The organism is Actinomadura sp. NPDC048955, from assembly GCF_040649435.1.
GTDB classification, from domain to species: Bacteria; Actinomycetota; Actinomycetes; order Streptosporangiales; family Streptosporangiaceae; genus Spirillospora; species Spirillospora luteofluorescens.
This window is the reverse complement of the sequence record NZ_JBEZJI010000049.1, coordinates 32,646-47,843: the sequence shown is the minus strand read 5'-3', so window position 1 is coordinate 47,843 and position 15,198 is coordinate 32,646. Positions and strand designations below refer to the sequence as shown.

Below are 15,198 nucleotides of genomic sequence, written 5' to 3'. Positions count from 1 at the left end.
GGACCTCGATCGCAGGTTGTCAGGAGAAGTAGTCCTCGGGCCCGCCGCGGCGGCGGACGTCGAGGGTGGCGCAGTGGAAGCCGCCGCCGAAGGTGTTGACCGTGCGGAACGGGACGGGGATGGGGGTGAACCCCTCCTTCTCCAGCAGCCGCAGCAGTTCGGTCTCCTGCGCCTCGACGAAGATCCGCTCCTGGTCGAGCATCAGGGTGTTCATCGCGATCCACCGGCTGCAGAAGTACATGGTCTGGTCGGCGGGGATGGCGGGCTCGGGGCAGACCAGCACGTCCCAGCCGGCGAACATCTCCGGCAGTTCCGGCACCCGCTCGGGGTTGATCAGCACGCGGCCGGGACGCAGCGGGACGAACGTGGCGTTCATGTGCATCGGGTGGTCGTCGGCGAAGGCGACCTCGTGCACCCGGAACTCGCCGCCGAGCAGCCGCCGCACCCACTCGATACCGAACCGGTTGGTGACGTGGCTGCGCTGGACGAGGATGTCGCGGCCGAACCGCATGAAGTCGCCCGCGTCCACGATCGGCTCGAACTCGGTGATGACGGAGGTCGCGTCCGGGAACCAGTCGGTGCCGGGGGGTGTGGGGGGTCGTCCCCCCACAGAGGCGGGGTCGTCCGGGGACATGGTCGCCGGCTTGGCGGCGGCGTAGCCCGGGTTGAAGGACGCGTCGGTGAGCTGCGGCTTCGGTGCCGCGACCCAGCGGGCGCCGCGCCGGAAGTAGTCCTTGAAGATCGTCCGGAACGGGTGGGTGGCGAAGTAGTACGACCGCCAGCCCATCGTCGCCTCGACGATCTGGTCGCCGGCGACCAGCGCGATGTCGCGGGGGAAGGTGTGCGACGAGCCGCCGGTGGACGTCCAGTCGGCGGTCCCGAACGGGCGGGACTGGTCGACCGGGTCGGGCCGCCGGACGGTCACGCCCTCGCCCTCCAGGATCGACGCGAACCCGTCGAGCTCCTCGCGGGCCGCCTCGACCTGCTCCTGCGGGAACCCCCCGCCGCCATTGCGGCGGTAGAAGTCCCACGCCTCGGGCGGGACGGTCGCCTCGATCGCCGGATGCCACGGCGGGACGGCGGCGCCGTCGACGACGCCGACGATCACCTCTTCCAGCGGGTCCCACTCGTTGTACGAGCCGACCGGGGCGGGCCGCTCGGCCGAAGGTGAGTTCTCGGTCATCGCGACGTCCTCTCGACGGTTCGAACGGTCACCCGGGCCTCGGGCGAGGCGGCCTTCAGGCCGTGCAGGCGGCCGCGCGGCACCAGCAGCACGTCGCCCGTGCCGAGCCGGTGCGGGCGGCCCGTCGCCCACGCGTACACGTCCGCCTCGCCGCTCGTGATCTCCACGAGCCGGTCGGAGTCGTACACGCCGGTACAGAACGGGCTGTCCGGGTGGAGCGTGCTCGTCTCGGCGTCGTCCAGCGCGGAGGACGCCAGCGCGGCGCCCTCCTCGGTGTACCGGTCGAGGCCGTCGGCCCAGGCGATCTGCGCGCGGAAGTCGGCGTCGCCGAGGCGCAGCAGGAGCTTGGTGTCCTCGATGCCCCGCACCAGCTCGGGAATGACCAGCTCGCCGTGCGTGCGCGCCAGGCCGAGCAGCAGGTTCTCGTAGGTCATCCGCCCGTGGTGGACGTCGATGTGCGCGTGCTCGTCGCAGTACTTGGCGTCCACGCGGTCGCCGTAGACGGCGCGGAGCATGGCGCCGGTGTCGGCGAACCCCTGGGCGAACAGCCACTCCAGGTACGTCACCGCCGCCATGTAGCGGAACATGCCGCGGTGGTCCTCGGTGAGCCAGTTGAAGTAGTTCACCCCGACCAGGGAGCCGGTCAGGTAGAAGTTCCAGTAGGCGTGCAGGTCGGTGCGCAGCCCGACGCTGGCCAGCATCTCCTTGAAGATCGTGCTGTGCTTGGCGCCGTAGACCCCGTACCCGAACTCGTCGTTGAAGATCTTGAAGAGCTCGGACTGCTCGACGCCGTAGGAGCCGCCGAGGTTGCGCGCCATGGCCGACGCCTCGGTCAGCGCGTCCAGGGCGAGCTGGATCAGGTGCAGCGCCGCGGCCTCCTCCGGCCGCCGGCACTCGGTGATCAGCCGCATGGTGCCGGTCACCTCGGCCGCCGGGTCCACCGCCGGGTTGCTCCCGGACGCGTCGGCGGGCGCCCCCGCCCCGCCGACCTCGGCGAGGAAGTACGCCTGGAGCTCCTCCAGCGTCCGGACCGGCGGGACGGCGACGGCGTCGTCCAGGAAGGAGAACGCGTACCGCTCCAGTCCCGGCCGGACGGCGTCGCGCAGCGCCCGCACCTCGTCGCCGTAGAACAGGTCGAAGTCGTCCTTCGCGGAGGCCAGCCCCGCGGCGGGCAGCAGGATCATGTCGCTCTCGTAGGCGTTGCAGAGCACGCGGCCGGCGATGAGCTGGCCGCTGCCGAGGAACTCCGCCTCGGTCGCCGGGACGGAGAAGTCCCGGGCGCCGGCGCCGGGCGGGCCGATCGGCCGCCGGAACGGGTTGCCCTCGATGAGGACCTCGGGCCCCGGCTGGAAGATCCGCTGCGAACAGTAGGCGGCGAGGGCGCTCGCCGATGCAGCCGTGGGCGCCGTGCCCGTGGTCACCATGCCCGGCGCCGGTGCGCCGAGCGCCTCCGTGACCGCCGTCACGCGACCACCTCCTCGGACTCCACCTCGAAGCGGACGCACTCGCCGTCGTGGGCGGCGACCAGGGACACCGGCAGGTCCGGCTGGACGTGCAGCGGGACGGGCAGGCACTGGATCGCCTGCTTCCAGTGCGAGTCGTGGCCGGGCGCGTTGTCGACCACGATCCCCGGCAGCAGCTCCATCTCGAACCAGAACGCGATCGCGTGCATCTTGCCCGCGGCCGTCGGCCGGACCGTCAGCTCGGTGCGCTGCGGCCGCGCGTCCGCGGTGTAGAAGTCGAACTCGAACACCGTCGTCGGCTCCGACAGCGCCCGGTGCTCGTGCCGGTGCAGCCGGGAGTCGAAGTACTCCAGCGTGGACAGGCGGTTGAAGGGCGCGAGGTCGAACCCGTACAGCTTGCCGACGTGGTTCTTGCGGTGCAGCGGCTCGCTCTCGATGAGCTGCGCGAGGATCCGCCCCCGCGACGGCATGATCGTCGCGTCCGGGGTGAGGAGGTGCTCGCGGGCGTGCGCGATCGTCCCGAGGATGCCCTCGCCGAGCAGGCCGCAGTCGACGATCTCGGTGACCAGCAGGCCGGCGCGCCTCGGCAGGTCCCCGGGCACCGTCATGCGGGTGGACATCTTCGACACGACGCCGACCGCGTCGTCGTACCCGGCCACCCGGACCACCCGCGCGGCCGTCTCGGCGACGGACGGCTGGCCCTCGCAGGCCACGACCTCCCGCGCCCCGGCCCGCGCCGCCATCATCGCCAGCAGGCCCGACCCGGCGCCGATGTCGAGGACCAGGGCGTCCGGGGCCGCCGCCACCGCCTGCCGGATCGCCCGGTCGTACAGCTCGGCGCGCTCCTCGTCGTGCAGCATCTCCCAGTGCCAGCGGGGGACCGAGCGCCGGACGGCCCGGTTCCGGCCGATCAGGGCCTCCTGGTTGTCGGCGTCCACGCCGAGGATCAGTTCGAAGGCCCTGGCGGCGTCCTCGTAGCGGCCCTGGTGGTGCAGGTCGCGCCCCCACCTGAGGAACTCGCCGAGCTCCATTCCGTCGTGGATCCCGGCGATCGCGCCCTGCGTCCGCGGCTGTGCGCTGTTCATCGGCTCTCGGCCCCTTCGTCGTGGGTCGGGTCGGGCGGCAGGTTGGCGAGGATCTCCTTGTGGATGACCGAGACGGGGTCGCCGGTGTCGGGAAGGACGACGACGGCCTCGTCGCCGCTGCGCACCATCGGCAGGCAGGAGCGCTTCACGGCGGAGACACCGACCTTCGTGCCGTGCCACGGGCAGCTGAGCCGCCGCCCGTCCGGGGTGCGGCGGGCCAGGCTGAGCGGGCCGCCGCGGTGCGGGCAGTGGTCGCGGACGAGCAGCGACCGCTCGCCCTCGTGCAGGACGAAGTAGCGGTCGTGGCCGACCATCACGGTGTTGTGCCGGCTCAGATCCATCACGATGACGCGGGCCATCGGCTCCTCTTGTCTTTCGGGCGCGGCCGGTGACGGGCGGGGGCGGCACTGGGCATGGCGCGGTCAGGCGGGGCGGGAGAGACGGGAGTCTCGGTGGGAGCGTCGGGGAGCGGGGAGTCTCAGGCGGGAGGCACGGCGTGGAGCGCGCAGGCGGTCTCCGGCGTCACGGGCCGGATCCCGTAGAGGCGCCCGCCGGGGATCAGCACGGCCTCGCCGCGCGCCAGCCGCTCGGGCGGCCCGGTGGGGGTCGTGACGAGGTCGGCCTCGCCGCGCTCCACCTCCAGGACGACGTCGCCGTCATGGCAGCGCGTCCCGAACGGGCTTTCGGCGGTCAGCACGACGCGCCGCGGAGGCTCGGACCCGGTCCGGGCCGAACCGGCGAGCTCGCGGTGCCGGGGGAGGTCGTCGGACCAGCGGATCTGCGCCGCGGTGTCGTCCTCGAACCAGCCGCCGACCAGCCGCGCCTCCGCGATGCCGCGCAGCAGCTCGGGGACGACCCGCGGGCCGTGCCGCCCGGCCAGGGCCAGCAGGACCTGGTCCCGGGTGATGCGCCCGTGGTGCTCGTCGATGTGCGCGTGCTCGTCGCAGTAATGCAGATCGACCGCGTTGCCGAATATGTCGCGGAACACTTTTATCATTTCCACGAATGCGGGCGCGAAGACGGCTTCGGCGTAGGTGACCGCGCCCGCGTAGCGGAAGAACTTCGCATGGTCACGGGACAGGTAGTAATAGTAGTTGTTCGTTGCCAGGGGGCCGGTCAGGTAGAAGTTCCAGTACGCGTGCACATGGGTCGCCATCGCGCGGCTGCGCAGCATTTTGGCGAAGATCGTGGTGTGCTTGGCGTCGTAGACCCCGTAGCCGAACTCGTCGATGAATATCTTGAACAGGGCGGACTGCTCGGGACCGTAGGCCCCGGCGAGGTTGCGCGACATCGCGGAGGCCTCGGTGAGCCCGTCCAGTGCGAGCTGCACCAGGTACAGGTCGGCGGCGCTCTTGCGGTCGCGGGCGCCGGCGATGGCGGTCAGCGCGGGCGAGGGCCCGGCGGCGGCCTCCTCGACGACGTGCTGGAAGTAGGCCTCCAGCACCTCGGGCGTGGCGGCGCCGCTGACGTCCACGGCCTCGTCCAGGCAGCCGAACGCGAAACGTTCCAGATCCGAGACGGAGCCTTCCCGGAGTTCTTTGAGGTCAGGGCCGTAGAAGAGGTCGAAATCCTCGTACAGGCCGTCGAGTCCCTGCTCGGGGAGCAGCACCGTCTCGGCCTCGTAGAAGGTGCCGAGCAGCCGGTGCGCGGCGAGGGAGCGATGGGCCGCCCACTCGCCGGGTCCCGGCGGGCGGTCGAAGTCGGTTTCGGCCAGCGAGCCGGGCGCGAGCATGCGGCGGTAGGGGTTGCGGCCGTGGACGACCTGGGGATCACCGCGGAACAGCGGGTGGCCGGCGAACGCCAGGATCCGCTTTCCGAGGGTGCCGCCGGCGCGTGGGGCGGCAGGGGCTGCCTGCGGTTGAACTGTCATTGACTTGTACCGTTCACCTGACTACTCAAGGGTCGGGTGTAGCTGAAGGCGTGCGCGGCCGATTGTGTCGGCCGTGATCACTGAGAACGGCTTCCATTTGTTGGTGGGATGAACAAATGTCGCGGAGTGGAAGTGATCTATTACGTGCGGTAAGGGACCGCTTCCTCTCGGCTGCCGGGCAGATTAACAAAGGCCCCGGGCGATGATCAACGATTGAGCTGGAACTTTGTGCCGGTGCCCGGTTTCCCGGCGGGGCGGCCGCGCGTTTCGGTCTCGTCCGTAATGATCTTGCGGGCGTCCGGACCGATCGCGCCCGCGCCCGTCCCGCGCCGCCTGACTGCCGTGCTGACCTTGCCGCCCCTCGCGGTCACCGCGGCCGCGCCCCGGCCGCCGCGACGGCGCAACTCTCCCCTGACATCGGTGACTTCTGCTGGTCAGGAAACCGCGGGGACACTCCCCGATTCGTGACCGTTACCGGACTCTCATGCCCGGCGCGCGCTCCCCGCGCCGGGCGTGAGGGCGGCGGGTCAGGTTCCGGCGGCGGTGCGGAAGGTGCGGCGGTAGGCGGACGGGGAGGTCCGCATCGTCCGGGCGAAGTGGTGCCGGAACGTCGCCGGGCTCTCGAAGCCGACCGCCGCGCCGACCTCCTCGATCGGCGCACCGCCCTCCTCCAGCAGCGGCAGCGCGGCCAGGACGCGCTGGCCGACCACCCAGCGCAGCGGGCTCGTCCCTGTCCGACGCTGGAAGCGGCGCAGGAACGTGCGGGGCGCGAGGCACGCCTCCCGTGCCATGCGGGCCACCGTGATGGGCTCGGCGAGGTGGTCGAGCGCCCACGCCATGGCCCGCGCGACCGGGTCGTCCTCCCCCGGCGGGACCACCGCCGCCTCCACGAACTGCGCCTGCCCGCCGTCCCGGTGCGGCGGGACGACCAGCCGCCGCGCCACCGCGTTGGCGACCCGGGCGCCGTGGTCCTTGCGGACGAGGTGCAGGCACATGTCGAGCCCCGCCGCGCTGCCCGCCCCGGTCAGCACGTCGTCGCCGTCCACATAGAGGACGTCGGGCGTCACGCGGACGTCCGGGTAACGGCGGCGGAGCAGGTCGGCGTACCGCCAGTGAGTGGTGGCCGCCCGTCCGTCCAGGAGCCCGGCGGCGGCGAGGGCGAACGCGCCCGAGCAGATGGACGCCACGCGGGCGCCCCGCGCGTGCGCCTCCCGGAGCGCCGCGACGACCTCGGGCGGCGGGTCCCCGCGGACGTCGGGGACGGCGACGACCAGCACGGTGTCCGCCGAGGCGAACGCGTCCAGCCCGTGGTCGGCGGTCATCGTGAAACCGCCCACCGCCCGCATCGGGCCGCGTTCCAGCGAGCAGACACGCAGGTCGTACCAGGAGACGTCCAGTTCGGGCCGGGGCAGCCCGAACACCTCGACGACCGTGCCGAGCTCGAACGGCGCCATGCCGTCGAACACCAGCACCGACACCGTGTGCCGGCGGGACGGGGCGGCGACGTGCATGGCGCGATATTAGCGATACACGGCATTCACGCCACTTCCGGGCGAGCGGCCGGCGGCCGAGGATCGAGGTGGTCACGAGACGATCGTCACGATTCGAGGAGCCGCAGATGAACGAAGCCACCCCGGTGCCCGCCACCGCCGACGAGGCGCTGCGGCACTTCGCCGCCAGGCTGGCCTTCGAGACGGACGTGTCCGACGTGGCCGCCCGGCTCGCCGAGGGGACGCCCGGAATCGTGGTCGTCGACACCCGGAGCGCCGAGAGCTGGGCGCAGGGCCACGTCCAGGGCGCCGTCCACCTCCCCACCGCCGAGATCGCCGGACGCGCCGCCGCGCTCGTCCCCGAGGGCGCGTCCGTGGTCGTCTACTGCTGGGGGCCGGGCTGCAACGGCGCCCAGAAGGCGGCGCTGGAGTTCGCGAAGCTCGGCCGTCCCGTCAAGGAGATGCTCGGCGGATTCGAGTACTGGGCGCGGGAGGGCCACCCCGTGGAGACCGGTGGCGGCACCGTCACGCGGCGTTCACCGGACCCGCTCACCGCCCCCGTCAGGGGTGTTTCCTGTGCTTGTTGAGCTCGTGGTGACGCATGTTCCTTCGGGGACGGGGCATAAGCTCGTACCCCGACGACGTTAGACTCTAGGAATCACTCTTCGGCGCCGACGACGGCGCCAGGCTCGTCCTTGCAGGCCACACCCACGCGGTGCCTCCCGAGACGTGCCCCCCTCTCGGAAGGTAGTGCGTGACCACAGCTGCTGCTGAACAGAACCCGACCATGCCCGCCATCGCGGACGAGGAGCGGGTTCCCACCTTCGCCGAGCTCGGCCTCCCGCCGGTGCTGGTGAGCGCCCTGGTCCGCCAGGGCATCGAGGCGCCGTTCCCGATCCAGGCCGCCGCGATCCCCGACGTCATGGGCGGACACGACGTCCTCGGGCGCGGCAAGACCGGCTCCGGCAAGACCCTGGCGTTCGGGCTGCCGCTGCTGGCCCGCCTCTCCGGCCGCAAGGCCGCCCCCAAGCGCCCCCTGGCGCTGATCCTCGTCCCGACCCGCGAGCTGGCCCAGCAGGTCCAGACGAACCTGGAGCCGCTCGGCCGCGGGCTCGGCCTGCGCTTCAAGACCGTCATCGGCCAGACCTCGATGTTCAAGCAGATCGACGCGCTGCGCCGCGGCGTCGAGGTGCTCGTGGCCACCCCGGGCCGGCTCAAGGACCTGATGCGGCAGGGCGCCTGCGACCTGTCCGACGTCGAGATCGCCGTGCTCGACGAGGCCGACCACATGGCCGACATGGGCTTCCTGCCCGACGTCACCGACATCCTGGACGCCGCCAAGCCCGGCGGGCAGCGGCTGCTGTTCTCCGCCACCCTCGACAAGGACGTCGACGTCCTGGTCCGGCGGTACCTGAACCAGCCGGTCACGCACGCGATCGGCCCGGTGGACGAGTCCGTGGACACCATGGACCACCACCTGCTGCTCGTGGCGCCCAAGGAGAAGAGCGCCGTCACCGCCGAGATCGCCAACCGCGAGGGCCGGACGATCCTGTTCGCCCGCACCAAGCACGGCGTCGACCGGCTCGCCAAGCAGCTCACCCAGGCCGGGGTCCGCGCGGCGGGCCTGCACGGCGGCAAGAGCCAGGGGCTGCGCACCCGCACCCTCGCCGAGTTCCGCGAGGGCACCATCAGCGTGCTCGTCGCCACCGACGTCGCCGCCCGCGGCATCCACGTCGACGACGTGTCCCTGGTGATGCACGTCGACCCGCCCGCCGACCACAAGGACTACATGCACCGCGCCGGGCGCACCGCCCGCGCGGGCGAGCGCGGCACCGTCGTCACGCTCGTCCTGCCGCACCAGGTGCGCTCCACGTCCGCGATGACGCGCCGCGCCGGCATCAACGCGCCCCGGACGCGGGTGTCCACCGGCGACTCCGAGCTGGTCAAGCTGACCGGCGCCCGGCAGCCGTCCGGCATCCCGATCGAGGAGCCGATCATCCCCGAGCGGCCGGCGCGCCGCGAGGGCGGCCGGGGCCGGCCGGGCGGGCGCGGCCGGGGCCGCGGCCCGCGCACCTTCGACCGCGAGGGCGGCAACCGCCGGCAGGGCGGCGAGGGCGGGCGCGGCGGCGAGCACCGCTCCTACTCGTCCGGCGAGCGCCGCGGCGCCCCCCGGACCGGCGGCGGCTCCCACGGCAACCGCCGGGGCGCCTCCTCCTACGGGGGCGACCGCCGGACGGCCCGCACCAGCTGATGGACGACAGAAGAGCCCCGCCGGTGACGGCGGGGCTCTTCGCGTTCCGGGCCGGCCGCGGCGGTCAGCCGGCCTCCTCGCTGAGGACGTCGCCCTCGCGGGCGGCGGACTCGCGGGCGGCGGACTCGGCGCGCAGCCTGTCCTGGAGGATCTGCAGGCCCTCCAGGCCGTCCACCGAGAGGGCGGCGAGCTCGTCCAGGGACATGAGGGGGTCGGTGCGCAGGGGCGGCTGCCAGCCGTTCTCCTTGTCGTGGCTGCGCAGGACCTTGGCCGGGACACCGCCGATGACCGAGTGGTCGGGGAACTCGCCGCGGACGACGGCGCCGCCCGCCACCGCGACGTTGCGGCCGAGGCGGGTGCCGGGAAGGATGATCGCCCCGGTGCCGATCCAGCAGCCGTCGCCGATCACGACCGGGTTGTTCTCCGGCCACTGCCGCCCGATCGGGGTGTGCAGGTCGCCGTAGGTGTGGTTCTGGTCGGTGATGTAGACGTTCGGGCCGGTGAAGACGTCGTCGCCGATGTCGATCGACTGGTGGCCGACGATGTGGGTGCCGCGGCCGAGCGAGCAGCTCCCGCCGATCCGGACGATGACGTCCGGGCCGAGGTCGAGGCCGGGCACGAACCCCGCGGAGATGGTGACGTGCGTGCCGACCAGCGTATGGTCGCCGATCGAGATCCAGGGCTCGCCGTAGATCGCGCCGGTCGGGAAGCCGATGCAGGCGCCCTCGCCCAGGTAGGCGAACCTGCGGCGGCCCGGAGTGTGCGGGGTGATCTCCCCGTGCCGCTGGATCCATTCCCAGGCGTGGTGCACGGCCGTGTGCACGCCCTGGCGCGCCCGCTGCTTCGCGCGGGCCGCCAGCATCTGCCGCAAGGGGCGTTTCGGCGACATGGCGTTCACCGTACCGGGTGGTAGTAACCCCTTGACCGACGGGGACGGCGAAGGGCCCGGCCGCCGCGCGGCCGGACCCTTCACCTGTGCGCTCAGCGCGATCGCGGGGCTCAGTGCGATGAACGCACCTGACCGTCGACGTCGGCGCCGCTGACCGTCATGGAGTCGGCCGAGGTCGCGTTGCCCGCATGCTCGCTCGACCCCTTGGCCATGTCACGGACGGCGCCGCGCCGCGTGGCCACCGCGCCGGCGACCCCGACGGCGGCGACCACCCCCATCATCGCCATGAGGGCGCCACGTCCGGGCTTGGCCGCCGATCTGGGCGGTTCCACCCGTCCGGCGACATCGCTCAGGAACGTGCTCACCCGCGGGGCGAGGCCGGTCTCCACGTACCGGGCCGCCTGCCGCAGCCTCGGTGCGCTCCATCCACGGGCGATCATCACGCGTTCGTTCGCGATGGGCCCGATCCGCTCGGCCGCGCTGGAGGCGCCCTGCCGGCACGCGTCGGCGCCCTGACGGGCCGCCTGCTGGACGCGGCCGAGCCGATTGACGACCTCGTCCTGCGGCTTCCGGCGGATATTGATCATTAGGGACACGCTAACCTCCCTGTTTGCGAGGTCCTGTCAGGCAGCCTTCCCAGCGAACGGAAGGTAAACACCGCGATCGTGACGAGGCTTTCACTCAGAGTGACGTGGACGGCCTGGCCGGGACCGCGCACCGGACGGCACAGAACCCATCTCAGGAGGAGGCGGCCAGCGTGGCCAACGAGATCTTCGCGACGCTCAACACGTCGCTCGGCAAGATCGTGATCCAGCTGTACCCGGAGCAGGCGCCCGAGACCGTGGCGAACTTCGTCGAGCTGGCGGAGGGCACCCGCACCTGGACCGACCCGCGCACCGGCCAGAAGTCGGACGCGCCGCTCTACAACGGGACGATCTTCCACCGGGTCATCGACCAGTTCATGCTGCAGGGCGGCGACCCGCTCGGCACCGGCACCGGCGGCCCGGGCTACCAGTTCAAGGACGAGTTCCACCCGGACCTGAAGTTCAACCGCCCGTACCTGCTGGCGATGGCGAACGCCGGGCCCGGCACCAACGGCTCCCAGTTCTTCATCACGCTGAGCGTCGCGCACACCCAGCACCTGACCGGCGCGCACACCATCTTCGGCAAGGTCATCGAGGGCACCGACGTCGTCGACCGCATCGGCAAGGTCCCGACGGGCCGGATGGACCGTCCCAAGGAGGACGTCGTCATCGAGTCGGTGACGATCGAGCGCCGTTAGACGTTCCACACGGTGAGACCCCGCTACGGGTGAGCCGAGCACCCACCGTACGTACGGCCCACGGAGCCACTGATGAGCACAGACCAGAGTCCCGTCCCCGAGACCTCGGTGCCGACCTGCTACCGGCATCCGAGCCGCGAGACGTATGTGCGCTGCACACGCTGCGACCGCTTCATCTGCCCCGAGTGCATGCGGGACGCGGCGGTGGGGCACCAGTGCGTGGAGTGCGTCGCCGAGGGCAACCGGGGGGCCCGCAAGGCGGTTCCCCGGACGATCCTCGGCGCGCGGGGCTCGGCGACCGCCGTGCCGGTCGTCACCTACACGCTCATCGGCGCGTGCGTCGCCGCGTACCTCGCCGAGCTGGCGTCCTGGCGCGTGGTCTGGGACTTCATGATGCTCGGCCAGGGGGTGCTGCCCGGCGGGGAGGTCGGCGGGGTCGCCGAGGGCGAGTGGTACCGGCTGTTCACCACGATGTTCCTGCACCAGCGCGGCGGATCGTTCGGCATCACCCACATCCTGTTCAACATGTGGGCGCTGTGGGCCGTCGGTCCCGCGCTGGAGCAGGTCCTCGGACGGTGGCGCTTCCTCGCCCTCTACGTGCTGTCGGGGCTCGGCGGCTCGGTGCTGCTGTACATGGTCGGCTCGCCGGCGGACTCCGCGGTCGGCGCGTCCGGGGCCATCTTCGGGCTGTTCGGGGCGTACTTCGTGATCGGCCGCAGGCTCGGCGGACCGGTCGGCCCCATCGTGGTCCTGCTGGTGATCAACCTGGTGATCACGTTCTCGGTGCCGGGGATCTCCTGGCAGGGCCACGTCGGCGGGCTGGCGGTGGGGGCGGCGCTGGCCGCGGCCTACGCCTACGCGCCGGACGCGCGGCGGCGGCTGTTCCACATCGGCGCGCCGCTGGCCGTGCTGGTGCTGCTCGCGGTGCTCGTGATGCTCAGGACGGCCGAGCTGAGCCCGTCGGTGTAGCCGTGCGCGCGGACGCCGCGCGGGCGCCGGGCCGCGCGGCCCGCGCGCGGCGGCGTCCGCGCTCCGGCGCCTGTGGACACCCGCTGTGGAAAACCTGGGGAAAGGCGCGGTGAGAGATCCTCAACCTGTGGATAACGTGCGGTCAGCGCCAGCGGGTCGAGAGGATCACACCCAGGATGATCGCGGTGAAGCCGATCCCCAGGTTCCAGTTGTGCAGGTCGGTCATGTACGGCACGTCCGTACCCGTGCTGGCCGTCACGTAGAAGACAGCGATCCAGATCAGGCCGACGAGCCACAGAGCGACCATCGTCGGCACGAGCCAGCGGGGGCTGACCTCGGGAGCCTTGGACTTCTGCGGGGGCGTGTAGACGGCCTTCTTGCGCACTTTGGACTTGGCCACGGTGGGATCGATCTCCTCGGGCGTCCGGCGGCCGGAGCGTCGGACCGCGCATGGGTGTTTTGTCGGTTAGCGTAGTCGCTGGTGAGCAGCGTACGGCGTCCAGCGTGGGGAAGCATCATCCCAGTTCTCACGCTCCTTGCGGGAACCTTGTTCGCGGCGAGCGCGAGCACGGCCCGCGGCACGAGCCTGCGCGAGCAGGGCCGGACCAGGATCACCGAGCTCATCACCGCGGAGCAGCGCCGGGGCCGGCAGGATCGCGCCGAGTACCGGCGGCTGCGCCGCCAGGTCGACGGTATCTCCCGGGAGGCCGGACGTCACGACGCCCGGGTGAAAAACGCTCAGGCGGAGGCCGACCGGCTGGCCGCCGAGGCCGGGTTCACCCCCGCCGCGGGCCGCGCCGTCCGGGTCTCGCTTGACGACGCGCCGCTGCCGAAGCCGGGCGAGCTGCCCCGCGGCGTCCGGCCGGACGACCTGGTGGTGCACCAGAGCGACGTCCAGTCCGTCGTCAACGCGCTGTGGGCGGGCGGCGCCCGCGCCATGCAGATCATGGACCAGCGGGTGATCTCGACCAGCGCGGTGCGGTGCGTCGGCAATACGCTGATCCTCCAGGGCGTCGTCTACTCCCCGCCGTTCCGGATCACCGCCGTCGGCGATCCGGTCCGGCTGCGCGCGGCGCTCGGCGCGTCCCGCGAGATCGCGATCTACCGCAGGTACGTCCGCGCCTACGGGCTCGGCTACGCGGTGCGGACGGTGGAGCGCGCCACGTTGCCGCCCTACACCGGCAACGTGACCATGAAGCACGCTACGGTTCCGGCGGAACCGCCCAAAGGCGGCTGAACCCCCCGGTAGAGGAGGACGCGGTGCGGACGGTGATCCGTGGCATGGGCGAGCTGTGCATCACCGCCGGGCTGATCGTCATGCTGTTCGTCACGTACGAGCTGTGGGGCACCGGCCAGTACACCAAGGGCGCCCAGGACAGGCTCGGCGACGAGATGCTGAAGAACTGGCGGGCCACCAAGGTCACCACCGAGAGGGTCAGGCTCGGCAAGGGACTCGCCGTGATCCGCATCCCCCGGTTCGGCGAGCACTACCGCTTCGTCGTGATCGAGGGCGTCGACCGGGCCGACCTGCGCAAGGGGCCCGGCCACTACCCGGGCAGCGCGCTGCCGGGCCAGATCGGGAACTTCGTCGTCTCCGGGCACCGCACGACCTACTCGGCGCCGTTCAACCGGCTCGGCGAGCTCGACCGCGGCGACAAGATCCTCATCGACACCCGGGACGAGCAGTACGTCTACACGGTCACCGACCGGCGGATCGTGAAGCCGTCGGCGGTGGAGGTGACCGCGCCCGTCCCGTTCCACCCGAAGCGGCGGCCGACCGAGCGGCTCCTCACGCTCACCACCTGCCACCCCAAGTACTCCGCCGCCCAGCGAATGATCATCTTCGGCGAGCTGGCCGAGGCGCTGCCGCGCGCGGCGTCGGCCCGGGCCGCCGGGACGTAGGAGGCTCCGTGTACGCCTGGATCTGGCGCCGGCTGCCCGGCGCCTGGCAGACCAAGACCGCGACCGCGCTCGGCCTGCTCGTCGCGGTCGCCGTCCTCCTCTGGTACGTGGTGTTCCCGTGGATCGAGCCCAAGGTCCAGTTCGACCACGGCGTCGTGCAGGACCCCGCGCCGTCCGGCTCCGCCACCCCGGGCTGACCTGCGATGCGCGTCCTCGTCGTCGACAACCACGACAGCTTCGTCTACAACATCGTCCAGTACCTGCTGGAACTCGGCGCCGACTGCGTCGTCAAGGACCGTTCGGACGTCTCCGTCCGGGACGCCGCCGCGGTCGACGGCGTGCTGCTCAGCCCCGGACCGGGCCATCCCGCCGACGCAGGCGTCTGCCTCGACCTCGTGCGGGACGCCGAGCGCCGCGGCGCCCCGCTCCTCGGCGTCTGCCTCGGCCACCAGGTGATCGCCCACGTGCACGGCGCGACGGTCGACCGCGCCCCCGAGATCGTCCACGGCTACACGAGCGAGATCCACCACGACGGCGCCGGCGTCCTGCGCGGCCTGCCGGACCCGTTCACCGCGACCCGCTACCACTCGCTCGCCGTCGTGCCCGCCACCGTCCCGCCGGACGTCCTGGAGGTGACCGCGCGCACCCGCGACGGCGTCGTCATGGGGCTGCGCCACCGCGGCCGGCCCGTCGAGGGCGTCCAGTTCCATCCCGAGTCGATCCTGTCGACCGCCGGCCATCGACTGCTTCGGAACTGGCTGGTCACCTGCGATGACCTGCGCCTTCACCGGGTGGGCGGGGGCTAGGCGGCCCT

The 15,198-nt window shown here is 72.1% G+C and carries 17 protein-coding genes; 8 read left to right on the top strand and 9 right to left on the bottom strand.

Annotated elements, in window-relative coordinates; genetic code table 11:
* Positions 1–19: 19 nt before the first annotated feature.
* The 6 genes from AB0C84_RS33930 to AB0C84_RS33905 all read right to left on the bottom strand — a co-directional run bounded on the left by AB0C84_RS33930 (position 20) and on the right by AB0C84_RS33905 (position 7,112).
* Entirely contained in the window at positions 20–1,183 is a 1,164-nt protein-coding gene (locus AB0C84_RS33930; protein ID WP_361074380.1) for a hypothetical protein, read from the bottom strand.
* On the bottom strand, positions 1,180–2,649 hold the full coding sequence (locus AB0C84_RS33925; protein WP_361074378.1) for an iron-containing redox enzyme family protein: 1,470 nt from the start codon (positions 2,647–2,649) through the stop codon (positions 1,180–1,182). Before AB0C84_RS33925 ends, AB0C84_RS33930 begins: the two co-directional genes overlap by 4 nt.
* Complete coding sequence (locus tag AB0C84_RS33920) at positions 2,646–3,731, bottom strand: 50S ribosomal protein L11 methyltransferase (protein WP_258940275.1); 1,086 nt, start codon at positions 3,729–3,731, stop codon at positions 2,646–2,648. The genes AB0C84_RS33925 and AB0C84_RS33920 overlap by 4 nt, the downstream gene beginning before the upstream one ends.
* A complete protein-coding gene (locus tag AB0C84_RS33915; RefSeq protein WP_179845183.1) occupies positions 3,728–4,090 on the bottom strand; it encodes a Rieske 2Fe-2S domain-containing protein in 363 nt (120 codons plus the stop codon). Before AB0C84_RS33915 ends, AB0C84_RS33920 begins: the two co-directional genes overlap by 4 nt.
* Before the next feature lie 119 nt (positions 4,091–4,209).
* Entirely contained in the window at positions 4,210–5,601 is a 1,392-nt protein-coding gene (locus AB0C84_RS33910; RefSeq protein ID WP_361074375.1) for an iron-containing redox enzyme family protein, read from the bottom strand.
* A 527-nt stretch (positions 5,602–6,128) separates the two neighbouring features.
* Positions 6,129–7,112 (bottom strand): helix-turn-helix domain-containing protein, encoded by a 984-nt coding sequence (locus AB0C84_RS33905; RefSeq protein ID WP_361074373.1) that lies wholly within the window; start codon positions 7,110–7,112, stop codon positions 6,129–6,131.
* A gap of 107 nt (positions 7,113–7,219) precedes the next feature.
* Between AB0C84_RS33905 and AB0C84_RS33900 the strand changes: the two genes are divergently transcribed.
* Entirely contained in the window at positions 7,220–7,678 is a 459-nt protein-coding gene (locus AB0C84_RS33900) for a rhodanese-like domain-containing protein (protein WP_361074371.1), read from the top strand.
* 200 nt (positions 7,679–7,878) lie between these two features.
* The gene (locus AB0C84_RS33895; protein ID WP_361074369.1) at positions 7,879–9,342 is read left to right on the top strand and encodes a DEAD/DEAH box helicase; all 1,464 of its coding nucleotides are present in this window, start codon (positions 7,879–7,881) and stop codon (positions 9,340–9,342) included.
* 64 nt (positions 9,343–9,406) lie between these two features.
* Here the strand turns inward: AB0C84_RS33895 and AB0C84_RS33890 are convergent, their stop codons facing one another.
* Together AB0C84_RS33890 and AB0C84_RS33885 are read right to left on the bottom strand one after the other, a co-directional pair.
* The gene (locus AB0C84_RS33890) at positions 9,407–10,231 is read right to left on the bottom strand and encodes an acyltransferase (protein WP_361074367.1); all 825 of its coding nucleotides are present in this window, start codon (positions 10,229–10,231) and stop codon (positions 9,407–9,409) included.
* 110 nt (positions 10,232–10,341) lie between these two features.
* Positions 10,342–10,818: a hypothetical protein gene (locus AB0C84_RS33885; RefSeq protein ID WP_258940268.1), complete on the bottom strand. Its 477-nt coding sequence runs from the start codon at positions 10,816–10,818 to the stop codon at positions 10,342–10,344.
* 170 nt (positions 10,819–10,988) lie between these two features.
* Between AB0C84_RS33885 and AB0C84_RS33880 the strand changes: the two genes are divergently transcribed.
* Together AB0C84_RS33880 and AB0C84_RS33875 are read left to right on the top strand one after the other, a co-directional pair.
* On the top strand, positions 10,989–11,513 hold the full coding sequence (locus AB0C84_RS33880) for a peptidylprolyl isomerase (RefSeq protein WP_361074364.1): 525 nt from the start codon (positions 10,989–10,991) through the stop codon (positions 11,511–11,513).
* Between the two features lie 72 nt (positions 11,514–11,585).
* Positions 11,586–12,482 (top strand): rhomboid family intramembrane serine protease, encoded by an 897-nt coding sequence (locus AB0C84_RS33875; protein ID WP_361074362.1) that lies wholly within the window; start codon positions 11,586–11,588, stop codon positions 12,480–12,482.
* Between the two features lie 142 nt (positions 12,483–12,624).
* On the opposite strand, the gene AB0C84_RS33870 is transcribed toward AB0C84_RS33875, so the two are convergent.
* Positions 12,625–12,882 carry a cell division protein CrgA gene (locus AB0C84_RS33870; protein WP_121432795.1) on the bottom strand — a complete coding sequence of 86 codons (258 nt, stop codon included), beginning with the start codon at positions 12,880–12,882 and terminating at the stop codon, positions 12,625–12,627.
* Positions 12,883–13,029: 147 nt separating this feature from the next.
* Here AB0C84_RS33870 and AB0C84_RS33865 point away from each other — a divergent pair, with 147 nt between their 5' ends.
* Genes AB0C84_RS33865 through AB0C84_RS33850 form a run of 4 tightly spaced genes read left to right on the top strand, consistent with a single transcriptional unit; the run spans position 13,030 to position 15,190 of the window.
* Positions 13,030–13,719 (top strand): DUF881 domain-containing protein, encoded by a 690-nt coding sequence (locus AB0C84_RS33865; RefSeq protein WP_258940266.1) that lies wholly within the window; start codon positions 13,030–13,032, stop codon positions 13,717–13,719.
* Between the two features lie 23 nt (positions 13,720–13,742).
* Positions 13,743–14,384 carry a class E sortase gene (locus AB0C84_RS33860; RefSeq protein ID WP_361074360.1) on the top strand — a complete coding sequence of 214 codons (642 nt, stop codon included), beginning with the start codon at positions 13,743–13,745 and terminating at the stop codon, positions 14,382–14,384.
* A gap of 8 nt (positions 14,385–14,392) precedes the next feature.
* On the top strand, positions 14,393–14,581 hold the full coding sequence (locus AB0C84_RS33855) for a hypothetical protein (RefSeq protein ID WP_179845173.1): 189 nt from the start codon (positions 14,393–14,395) through the stop codon (positions 14,579–14,581).
* 6 nt (positions 14,582–14,587) lie between these two features.
* A complete protein-coding gene (locus AB0C84_RS33850) occupies positions 14,588–15,190 on the top strand; it encodes a gamma-glutamyl-gamma-aminobutyrate hydrolase family protein (protein WP_258940264.1) in 603 nt (200 codons plus the stop codon).
* Positions 15,191–15,198 lie beyond the last annotated feature (8 nt).

Excerpts from the sequence above, each read along its gene's own strand:
- AB0C84_RS33930 (WP_361074380.1), bottom strand. The coding sequence starts at position 1,183 with ATGACCGAGAACTCACCTTCGGCCGAGCGGCCCGCCCCGGTCGGCTCG.
- AB0C84_RS33920 (WP_258940275.1), bottom strand. The coding sequence starts at position 3,731 with ATGAACAGCGCACAGCCGCGGACGCAGGGCGCGATCGCCGGGATCCAC.
- AB0C84_RS33915 (WP_179845183.1), bottom strand. The coding sequence starts at position 4,090 with ATGGCCCGCGTCATCGTGATGGATCTGAGCCGGCACAACACCGTGATG.
- AB0C84_RS33910 (WP_361074375.1), bottom strand. The coding sequence starts at position 5,601 with ATGACAGTTCAACCGCAGGCAGCCCCTGCCGCCCCACGCGCCGGCGGC.
- AB0C84_RS33905 (WP_361074373.1), bottom strand. The coding sequence starts at position 7,112 with ATGCACGTCGCCGCCCCGTCCCGCCGGCACACGGTGTCGGTGCTGGTG.
- AB0C84_RS33900 (WP_361074371.1), top strand. The coding sequence starts at position 7,220 with ATGAACGAAGCCACCCCGGTGCCCGCCACCGCCGACGAGGCGCTGCGG.
- AB0C84_RS33895 (WP_361074369.1), top strand. The coding sequence starts at position 7,879 with ATGCCCGCCATCGCGGACGAGGAGCGGGTTCCCACCTTCGCCGAGCTC.
- AB0C84_RS33890 (WP_361074367.1), bottom strand. The coding sequence starts at position 10,231 with ATGTCGCCGAAACGCCCCTTGCGGCAGATGCTGGCGGCCCGCGCGAAG.
- AB0C84_RS33885 (WP_258940268.1), bottom strand. The coding sequence starts at position 10,818 with ATGATCAATATCCGCCGGAAGCCGCAGGACGAGGTCGTCAATCGGCTC.
- AB0C84_RS33875 (WP_361074362.1), top strand. The coding sequence starts at position 11,586 with ATGAGCACAGACCAGAGTCCCGTCCCCGAGACCTCGGTGCCGACCTGC.
- AB0C84_RS33850 (WP_258940264.1), top strand. The coding sequence starts at position 14,588 with ATGCGCGTCCTCGTCGTCGACAACCACGACAGCTTCGTCTACAACATC.